Source organism: uncultured Clostridium sp. (assembly GCF_937920395.1).
In the GTDB taxonomy this organism is placed as follows: Bacteria; Bacillota; Clostridia; order Clostridiales; family Clostridiaceae; genus Clostridium_AD.
In genome coordinates, this window is sequence record NZ_CALEVF010000196.1 from 1 (window position 1) to 9,655 (window position 9,655).

At 32.7% G+C, this 9,655-nt stretch carries 9 protein-coding genes and 1 pseudogene; all 10 read left to right on the plus strand.

Annotation, left to right across the window (positions count from 1 at the left end; translation table 11 throughout):
- Window positions 1-104, plus strand: a pseudogene (locus Q0649_RS12495) (cell division ATP-binding protein FtsE); the annotation flags it as partial.
- Window positions 94-984 carry a permease-like cell division protein FtsX gene (ftsX, locus tag Q0649_RS12500; RefSeq protein WP_298842358.1) on the plus strand — a complete coding sequence of 297 codons (891 nt, stop codon included), beginning with the start codon at window positions 94-96 and terminating at the stop codon, window positions 982-984. The pseudogene Q0649_RS12495 and the gene ftsX, both read left to right, overlap by 11 nt.
- A gap of 175 nt (window positions 985-1,159) precedes the next feature.
- Window positions 1,160-2,431 (plus strand): S41 family peptidase, encoded by a 1,272-nt coding sequence (locus Q0649_RS12505; protein ID WP_298842361.1) that lies wholly within the window; start codon window positions 1,160-1,162, stop codon window positions 2,429-2,431.
- Between the two features lie 115 nt (window positions 2,432-2,546).
- Window positions 2,547-3,971, plus strand: coding sequence for a PDZ domain-containing protein (locus Q0649_RS12510; RefSeq protein ID WP_298842364.1), 1,425 nt, complete (start codon window positions 2,547-2,549; stop codon window positions 3,969-3,971).
- A 597-nt stretch (window positions 3,972-4,568) separates the two neighbouring features.
- Complete coding sequence (locus Q0649_RS12515) at window positions 4,569-5,087, plus strand: hypothetical protein (protein ID WP_298842367.1); 519 nt, start codon at window positions 4,569-4,571, stop codon at window positions 5,085-5,087.
- Window positions 5,077-5,274: a helix-turn-helix transcriptional regulator gene (locus Q0649_RS12520; RefSeq protein WP_298842369.1), complete on the plus strand. Its 198-nt coding sequence runs from the start codon at window positions 5,077-5,079 to the stop codon at window positions 5,272-5,274. Before Q0649_RS12515 ends, Q0649_RS12520 begins: the two co-directional genes overlap by 11 nt.
- 613 nt (window positions 5,275-5,887) lie before the next feature.
- Window positions 5,888-7,162 carry a tyrosine-type recombinase/integrase gene (locus Q0649_RS12525; RefSeq protein WP_298842372.1) on the plus strand — a complete coding sequence of 425 codons (1,275 nt, stop codon included), beginning with the start codon at window positions 5,888-5,890 and terminating at the stop codon, window positions 7,160-7,162.
- Window positions 7,162-8,124, plus strand: a complete 963-nt coding sequence (locus tag Q0649_RS12530) for a tyrosine-type recombinase/integrase (RefSeq protein ID WP_298842374.1) — start codon at window positions 7,162-7,164, stop codon at window positions 8,122-8,124. Before Q0649_RS12525 ends, Q0649_RS12530 begins: the two co-directional genes overlap by 1 nt.
- Window positions 8,121-9,161 (plus strand): tyrosine-type recombinase/integrase, encoded by a 1,041-nt coding sequence (locus tag Q0649_RS12535; protein ID WP_298842377.1) that lies wholly within the window; start codon window positions 8,121-8,123, stop codon window positions 9,159-9,161. Before Q0649_RS12530 ends, Q0649_RS12535 begins: the two co-directional genes overlap by 4 nt.
- 186 nt (window positions 9,162-9,347) lie before the next feature.
- Window positions 9,348-9,470 carry a hypothetical protein gene (locus Q0649_RS12540; RefSeq protein WP_298842380.1) on the plus strand — a complete coding sequence of 41 codons (123 nt, stop codon included), beginning with the start codon at window positions 9,348-9,350 and terminating at the stop codon, window positions 9,468-9,470.
- The last annotated feature ends 185 nt before the right edge of the window (window positions 9,471-9,655 follow it).

The window sequence follows — 9,655 nt, forward strand, 5'->3', positions numbered from 1 at the left end:
ATGCTAAGAATATAGTGGATGCTATGAAGAAGAGAGTGCTCGCTATAGAAAAAGGTGTTTTAGTTAGGGACGAGCAGAGGGGAAGATACGGTTATGAAGATTAGTACAATTAAATATTTTATTACGGATGCTTTAAAAAGTATAAAAAGAAATAAAACTGTTAGTATAGCATCGGTTGCTACAGTAGCAGCTACCCTGTTTATTTTAGGTGTATTTTTATTAATTGTTTTTAATGTTAATGCAGGGGTTAAGGAGCTAGGTGCCAAACTTGAGGCTACAATTTATCTTAAAGATAATATAACGATATCACAAAAGTCAGCTATAGAGAAATCTTTGAATGGAGTAGCAGGAGTTACAAGTGTTACATATGAAGATAAGACGGATGCACTACAAAAGGTAAAGAAGCAATTTGGACCTGATAGTAAATCATTAGTGCAAGGATTTGACAAGAGCAATCCTTTTCCAACTGCTTATGTTGTAAAAGTAGAAAATCCTGAGATAGTAAGTACTGTTGTTAAGTCTGTTACTGGATTAAAGGGTATAGAGAAAATTAATGATGGACGAGAAATTGTGGATAAAATTATAAACATAACTAATACCATTAAAGTTATAGGAAGTGTATTATTTGTAATTCTAATAGGTGTATCATTATTCTTAATTGGAAATACGATTAAACTTACTGTGTACTCTAGAAAAAAAGAAATAGGAATTATGAAATTTGTTGGAGCAACTGATTGGTTCATAAGATGGCCATTTATTATTGAAGGGATGATTCTAGGTATAGCAGGTGCACTTATTTCTACAGGAGTACTGTATTATGCTTATAAATTTATTTTTGAGAAGTATACTAGTGCATTACTTGGAATTACTTTAATGAATCCTCATATTATATTAAGCACAACTTTATGGCAGTTTACGTTAGGTGGCTTAATTATTGGAGCATTAGGAAGTTCTATATCAATAAGGAAATTCTTGGTAGTATAATATAAAATTTTAGTTTGAAAGGTTTTTAGTCATCAAAAAAAGCTGGCTATTTACGACTTTAGAAGGGAAGTAGTTCCCTTCTAAAACGTCGTTAAATATGTTTATTTAATATTAGTGTTATAAATTATACGTAATTACATAATAATATATATAGAATTACAAAGAGGTGTATAAAATGGGTGATGAAAATAAATTCAAAACTGTATCAAATGGTAGTGATAGACCTAGACATGAAAAAAGAAAAAGAATTATATGGATTGTAGCTTTGCTTATTATTACTAATTGTATAACTTTGTTTGTTTCAGCTAATATTTCTTTAGGGACTCCAAATGGGAAAGTAATAATTTCAAGATCAGATTATAATCAAGTAGAAAAATTCTCGAAATTATTTTTAGTTAGGAATAAATTATATCAATATTATGATGGTAAAATTAGTGATGATGTTTTAGTAGAGGGAGCAATAAAGGGAATGACCGATTCTTTAAAAGATCCTTATACAGTTTTCATGAATAAAAAAGAGTATTCAGATTTTAATTCTCAAACAGAAGGTGCTTATACTGGCCTTGGTCTGCAAGTGGGAGTTAAAGACAATAGTATTGTTGTAATTTCGACATTTGATGGATCTCCAGCTAAAACGGCAGGAATAATTTCTGGGGATATCATAAAAAAGGTTAATACTACGGATGTAACTGGGAAAGAATTAGAGAAGGCAGTTGCAATGATGAAAGGAAAAGAAGGCGAGGCAGTTAAATTAACAATTGGCAGAAAAGGAAAAGCTGATTTTAGTGTTAATATGAAGCGTGCTACTATAAATTTAGTAACAGTTAAGGGCGAAATGTTAGCAAATAAAGTTGGATATATTCAACTTACAATGTTTGATGAAAACACTGCTGCTAATTTTACAAAGAAATTAACTGAGTTACAAGATAAAGGAATGAAGAGTTTAATAATAGATGAAAGAGGAAATCCCGGTGGACTTTTAGATCAGGTGGTAGATTTAACATCTAATTTTGTGCCTAAGGGAAAGACTATAGTATACACAATAGATAAGAATAAGAAAAAGATAGAGTATAAGTCAAAGGGTGGTATAGCTATAGGTATGCCATTAACGGTACTAACAGATTCAGGATCAGCAAGTGCTTCAGAAATTTTTGCGGGTGCTATAAGAGACTATAAAGTTGGTACACTGGTTGGAGAAAAAACATTTGGTAAGGGTATAGTTCAAACTATGCTTTCTGGAGCTAATAGTGGGTTTAATGATGGTACGGCACTAAAGGTAACAATATCAAAATATTATACTCCAAATGGTGAAAACATACAGCATATTGGAATTAAACCAGGAGTTGCAGTAGTATATCCACAAGCGCTTAAAGAAAAGACATATAATAGAGCTACAGATCCACAGTTTAAAAAGGCGTTGGAGATAGCTCAGGGTAAAATTAAGTAATAATTAACAAATATCTACCAATAATATGGTAGATATTTGATTTTTAAGAACAGTTTCGTTAATGCATGTGGGAATTATAACCTACTTCATTAATATGGGAGGAGAATTTTATCCAATGGAAATTGCAATACATACTTTAAGGGCCGTTGCTTATGCGATTGCAGACCCTTCAAATGCATTTATTTTAATAATGATAGCATTAATTTTTTATAATAAGAATAAGAAAATTGCTGCTATGCAGAAGATGATAATGGGAGAAAGTATAGATTCTCCATTTGAATTAACCATTTCTCAAATTGTAATAGGTATTTTTGCTGGAGTGGCAGCTAGTTTGATATTTACGTTCACGGGATTAGTTTTTGATGAAAATTCAAAAATTTATTTATTGTTTATGGTTTCGTTATTTTTTATGGCAGTTAAGCCTAGATATATTTGTTTTTCTTATTCTGGTGCAGTTTTAGGTATAGCTAGTTTATTATTTAAATATGCATCGAATATATTAAACATGCCACAATTAGATATTATAAATATTGATGTTTTGACTTTAATGACATTAGTTGGAATATTACATGTTATAGAAGGAAGTTTAGTAATGATAGATGGCTCAAGAGGGGCTATACCAGTATTTACAAATAGAGATAATAAGATTATTGGTGGGTTCGCATTAAAAAGATACTGGGCATTACCCGTTGCACTGCTTATACTTTTAAGTGCTACTTCATCCAATTTAGTGGCTGGGCAGAATGTAATGATTCCTGAATGGACACATTTAATAAAAGGGGATATACTAGACAGAATTGTAAAGAACTCGGTTATAGCATCAATTGCACTATATGGAGTCATTGGTTATAGTAGCATTACTTTTACTAAGAGTAAAAGGGCTAAGACACTTACTTCAGGTGCTTTAATTATGGCTTATGGATTATTACTAACAGCCGTAGCACAACTCGCAGTACTAGGCACAGTTTATCAATTTTTTGTTCTAATATTTGCGGCAGTAGTACATGAGGGAATGCTTAGACTAGAAAAACACATGGAGTTCACGAATAGACCTAAATTTAGTAGTAGTGATGAGGGAATTATGGTGCTTGCAGTTGCTCCTAGATCTCCTGCTTTTCAAATGGGAATTGAAAGTGGAGATTTGATAGTGGAACTTAATGGTAAAGCTATAGAGGCTGAGGAAGAAATTTTTAATATAATTAAAGGGAATTTTAGTTCATTATCTTTAAAAATAAAGAAACCTTTTGGTGATCTTAAAAATGTAAAATATAGCAATATGGATGAAAATAGAAGGCTAGGAATAGTAATTGTACCCAGGGAGATACCTGAGAATACTGCTATAGTAAATATGCATGATGTAACATTTAAAGAGGTAATTGATAAAATAAAAGACAAAAATAAAGATATAAAACAAGAGAAAGAGCAAAAGGAAGACCAGGAGCAAAGTCAAGACCAAGAGCAAGGTCAAAATCAAGAGCAAGACCAAGATCAAGACCAAGAGCAAAGTCAAGATCAAAATCAAGACCAAGATAAGAAATAAAGACGAGTTTTAAATTTTTCATAGAGCATGCTATAACTAAAAGTATATATTGCGAAGATGCGTTCACATCGCTAAGTAATTCTAAAATTTATTGTATTTCCAGTTGCTAAAAAATGCAAACTCGCTTCACTCAGACAAGCATTTTTCTTTACGCAACTGTAAATAAAATAAATTAAGAATTACTAAAGCTTGTTCAAACGCATTCTACGCAATATATACTTTTGTTAGCATGCTCTATGAAAAAGATATAAGTTCATCATTCTATCGCTGCCATGGATTGTGGAGCGGATTAGAGATAGAGTATTTAAGCGCTGCCATGAATGGCGGAGCGAATTAGGGATGGAGGATTTAAGCGCTGCCATAAATGGCGAAGCGGGTTAGAGATAGAGTATTTAAGCGCTGCCATAAATGGCGGAGCGGATTAGGGATGGGGGCTTTCAACGCTGCCATGAATGGCTGAGCGTATTAGCATAGTAAATTTTTATATTAAGTAGAGAATTAATTTAAATAACTAAATGTAAAGAAGTCTTGACATTATATTTAAAATTAGTATAATAAAATGTAAAGATGTATTAACATTTAGGAGGGAATATATAAATGATTTTAGGAGCAGATGAGCGTGAAAGAAATGCTAAACTTATTTCAGTTCGTTTTACTTATTTTTTTGAGGTACTTGTTATAGTGGCTTTGTGGATTGTATCAATTATGCATAAAAATTTAATATTACTACAACCTCTATATTTATTTAAGTCTTCTATTTATATTTCGATTTCGGTTAATCCAATTATTGCTTTTATTGGTGCTACACAAAGTTTGTTTATATTTGCTGCCCAGGTAATATTTAATAAGTCGTTAGGCGGAAAGGCACAGGCATTAATTAGTGGAACTACTGGTTTTAGATTTATGGATGAAAGAGAACGGATAGTATCGGATAAAGCTATATTTGTGACTTTTATTTATATTAATGTATTTTTTATTATATGGGTTGCTTGTGATATTTTTATTAGTGGAAAATTAGGATTACCTGTTTTAATAATTATTTTCACAGTTGTTTTTTATAATTTGATTAAAATAATATTATTTCACAATTTAAAAGAGAGGCATAATGAAGAATAACATTAAGGAACATCGAAAACGGTATAAGTTAACTCAGGAACAATTGGCTAACAATTTAGGAGTTACGCGCCAAACTATTATAGCTATAGAGAATGATAAGTATAATCCTACATTAGAATTGGCAATGCGTTTGGCAAAGTATTTAGAGGTTAGAGTTGAAGAGTTATTTATATTGGAAAATAGATGATTCTCATAGAACATGCTATAACTAAAAGTATATATTGCTGAGATGCGTTCACATCGCTAAGTAATTCTAAAATCTATTGTATTTCCAGTTGCTAAAAAATGTAAACTAGCTTCACTCAGACATGCATTTTTCTTTACGTAACTAAAAATAAAATAAATTAAGAATTACTAAAGCCTGTTCAAACGCATTCTACGCAATATATACTTTTGTTAGCATGCTCTATGAAAAAGACATAATTTAAACATTTTATCGCTGACATGAATGGCAAATTGGATTATAGATAGAGTATTCCGACGCTGCCATGAATGGCGAAGCGGATTAACATAGCCAATATAAGAAATTGGCTGTGTTTTTGTAGTGCGCCCGGCATGGGCGCAATCTAATGGGTGAAAGTCCCTAGCACAGGTTAATAGTGCCAAGTGCATAGCTTGAGACAAGGGTGTCCACCGTGAGGTGGAATCTGAATTATCCGAGTAAAATAATTATCCTAACAAAATCCCAAGACTACTTCAAACAAGCATATTTCAAGAAGATTACTCGGATAATCTTTATACAATAAATCAATCGTATAATACTATTATCCCAGGTGAAACTATATAAGGATGATGCTTTTATGAGGGATCAATCTTATTTTACGAAAGGAATTATTATGAAAAATCAAAATCTAAAAACTAATTTATCAGAATTAACAAGTGAATTGCTCACGCAGTTACATTCGCAAAATTATAGTCAATCAACATTATCGTGCTATAAGAGTGTTTTTAACAAAATTACTCGATATATGCAATCTAACGATGAAAATAACTATACAAAAGAGATATGTTCACATTTTCTTCAAGAGTGGCGACAACAGAAGAATCCGTCATCAAGCTGGTATAATCATGTAAAGACAATCATTAATCGTTTAAATGATATCTTAGATGAAAAACCCTATGTTCGTATGCATTCTTCGAATGAGTTAATATATCCTGCTATTTTACGTTCCCATCTGGATGATTATCTGTCATTTATGCGAAAGCATGGAAACAAAGAATCAACTATAAATGTACGACGGGTATATTGTGCGCAGTTCCTTTGTTCACTTGAATCACAAGGCCTTAGTTCTATAGATGAATTACAGCCCAATCATATTTATGATGCATTCATTTCTACTTTATCCAAAGAAGGATTTAGTGAAAAAATTCCGTTTTTTTTGAATTATCTTTACAGTCAACATATATTAGATAAAAACTATTCAACTCTTGTTCCAAGATATGTCACGCCACAAATATTGCCTACGGTATATACTAATGAAGAAATAGAATGTCTTCTTAATGCCGTAAATCAATCAACGCTGATTGGCAAAAGAGATTATGCAATTCTGATGATTGCATCACGTCTAGGGTTACGTGCTTCTGATATCTGCAATCTTTCATTTAAAGATATCCATTATGATACCGAGACTATTGAAATAGTCCAAATAAAGACTGGTATATTGCAGGTGTTGCCTCTTTTACCTGAAATCAAGATATCATTGAATAGCTATCTGTTAGAAAGAAACGATTTAAACGAAAGCCAATACATATTTTTACGTAATTCTGCACAATTTCTGCCACTATCAAGATCAGCCATATGGTCCATTACTAACAAATATTTTAATATATCTGGCGTTGATACCACTTCAAAAAAACATGGTCCTCATTCACTTCGGTCAAGTTTTGCTAGTTCTCTAATTAAAGAAAATGTTCCATACAGTGTCGTCCAAAAAATCTTAGGGCATGAAGACCCTAATTCTACAAAATATTATGCCAAAATAGATATTGAACATTTACGTGTGTATGCATTAGAAGTCCCCGAACCTGCCGGAGGCTTCGCCCGATATCTCAATAGAACTGGAGGGATGTCATAATGCAATTCAAAAGTGTTCTTTCAGAAGAAATTAATAAGTATCTCCAGATTCGTGCGTCAGCTGGGAAATATATTAAGCATACTAAATATATTTTACTCAATTTGGATACTTTCTTACAGCAATCCAATATTTTAGAAAAAGAATTATCTGAAGAAACCTTAACCTCGTGGTGCAAGACTTTAACGTGCAAATCATCTACTAAAAAGAAAAAAGTGTTAGTCATCAGAGATTTTGCCAAGTACCTTATTTCATTAGGCTATATTGCATTTGTACCTGAAATTCCACGAGCTTCATCAGACTATGTTCCATATATTTTTTCGAAAAAAGAATGGTTACATATTATTGATGCATGTGATAATCTGTCATGTGGTAACGCCTACTCAAATACGCCTATTGAATTTCCTCTACTTGTTAGAATGTTATACGGATGCGGCCTACGGCTTAACGAAGCTCTTTCTCTACAGATGAAGGATATTGATCTTGATGATGGGTTACTAATAATCAGGCAAGCCAAACGAAATAGGCAACGTCTTGTACCAATGAGTAAATCATTAACTATAATATGTCGCAAATACTGCCAACGTATGTGCCTTATTCCTAATGAATATAGCTTTGTATTTTTTAATTATTACAATAATCATTACAGTATTAGCTGGGCCGAACGATGGTTTAGAATCATACTTGAGCAAGCCTCGATTGCATATGAAAGATCTGATAACCATGATCGAGGGCCATGTTTGCACTGCCTACGGCATACTTTCACATTCAATTCTTTCGCAAAAGGAGAAACAGAGGGATGTACTTTGGATGATTCGGTACCTTTCATGTCCACATATCTTGGACATGAAAATATCAACGAAACAGATAAATATCTTAAATTCAGTTATGAACTGTATCCAGATGCACACAAACGTATCAGCCAATATACGCTCAATGTTTTTCCGGAGGTGACTGAGGAATGAAAAAGACTTCAGACTTATTACAGACCTTATCCAGATACTTTGACGTATATTTACCAATAACAAAGGGATTAAGTATCAATACTATCCGTTCATATCAATATGCATTTCAGCTGCTATTTGAATATATTTACTCCCAAAAAAACTTGTCTCCCGAAAGGGTGTATTTTCATGATCTAGAGGGTGAAACGATAGAACAGTTTCTAGCTTGGCTGGAAACAAAACGAAACTTCAGTATATCAACAAGAAATCAACGCCTTGCCGCCATATCGTCATTTTCAAAATATGCTCTAAACAAAAATTTTTCGTCTGCACTTACATTTAATACTACAGTATCAAACATTCCTCAGAAGAAAAAGTCTAAGAAATATCCCTCTTATTTCAAACTTGAAGAAGTTTCTATTTTATTAAGGATGCCAGATACAATAACAGACATTGAAAAACGCGATAGAGTGCTGTTAAGTGTACTGTATGCAAGTGGGGCACGAGGTCAGGAACTATGTGATCTAACGGTAAATGATATCCGTTTTGACAGCAAAGCATCTTTACGTTTAGTTGGAAAGGGGAATAAAGCACGCACAATCACAATACCAGATAACTGTGCTAAGCTTCTTAAAAAGCACCTAAAACGTAATAAACTTGATACTGAAATGCAACGAAGCCATCATGTATTCTCAAGTCAAACGCATGAACATATGACAATCTCATGTGTTGAAAGTATTGTTAAAAAGTATGTTTTAAAAGCAAGGCTTGAGTGGCCGTATCTTTTTCTTGAAAGACACTATTCACCACATAGCTTTCGTCATTCCATAGCTGTTCATATGTTAGAATCAGGAATCCCATTACCTGTAATAAAGAATTTTTTGGGGCACTCATCAATTGAAACAACCATGATTTACGCAACAGTAAGTGAAGATTTAGTAAATAAATATTTACGTAATAGAACCTTTCTTAATGAAACAGTAGTAAATGATGAGGGAATAGATTCTTCAATCAAATTAACACTTCCATTTTTGGAAAAAATTTTAAAAATGAAATAACTATAAACGGAAGTATATGAATTATCCGAGTAGTTTTTATTAAAAGCTCCTGTTGCCAATCATTTCTAACCATTACTTGGATAATGGTATTACTCGGATAATTCAGATTATCCGAGTAGTAGGATAATCTGAAGGAAGTCTGCGGCCAAACTCTGGTCTGACGAACAGAAATTACATAAAAGGCATATGCTTGTGGGTGAGTTTGCTACACAAAACGAAGCCCAAAAACTATTCGAAACAGGCTATGTAAATGTAGCAGATAGATGGAGTGAAAGATTGCGTTCTTACCCGGGGAGATCTGATAGATAAGTTGTGGATATGAATTTAGAAATAACAAACCATACAGTGATGTATGTCTGAACTATCAGAAGTCAGCAGAAGTCATAGTACCATGCAAAACGCTTTAGTGTGGGAAGGACTGAACAATAGGAGGTTTTGGAATTTTGAAAGATACGAAGAAATATGATGAAAGCAGACAACTTCATAAAGAAGGC

Coding starts and splice junctions, on each gene's coding strand:
- ftsX (WP_298842358.1), top strand. CDS start 94: ATGAAGATTAGTACAATTAAATATTTTATTACGGATGCTTTAAAAAGT.
- Q0649_RS12505 (WP_298842361.1), top strand. CDS start 1,160: ATGGGTGATGAAAATAAATTCAAAACTGTATCAAATGGTAGTGATAGA.
- Q0649_RS12510 (WP_298842364.1), top strand. CDS start 2,547: ATGGAAATTGCAATACATACTTTAAGGGCCGTTGCTTATGCGATTGCA.
- Q0649_RS12515 (WP_298842367.1), top strand. CDS start 4,569: ATGATTTTAGGAGCAGATGAGCGTGAAAGAAATGCTAAACTTATTTCA.
- Q0649_RS12520 (WP_298842369.1), top strand. CDS start 5,077: ATGAAGAATAACATTAAGGAACATCGAAAACGGTATAAGTTAACTCAG.
- Q0649_RS12525 (WP_298842372.1), top strand. CDS start 5,888: ATGAGGGATCAATCTTATTTTACGAAAGGAATTATTATGAAAAATCAA.
- Q0649_RS12530 (WP_298842374.1), top strand. CDS start 7,162: ATGCAATTCAAAAGTGTTCTTTCAGAAGAAATTAATAAGTATCTCCAG.
- Q0649_RS12535 (WP_298842377.1), top strand. CDS start 8,121: ATGAAAAAGACTTCAGACTTATTACAGACCTTATCCAGATACTTTGAC.
- Q0649_RS12540 (WP_298842380.1), top strand. CDS start 9,348: ATGCTTGTGGGTGAGTTTGCTACACAAAACGAAGCCCAAAAACTATTC.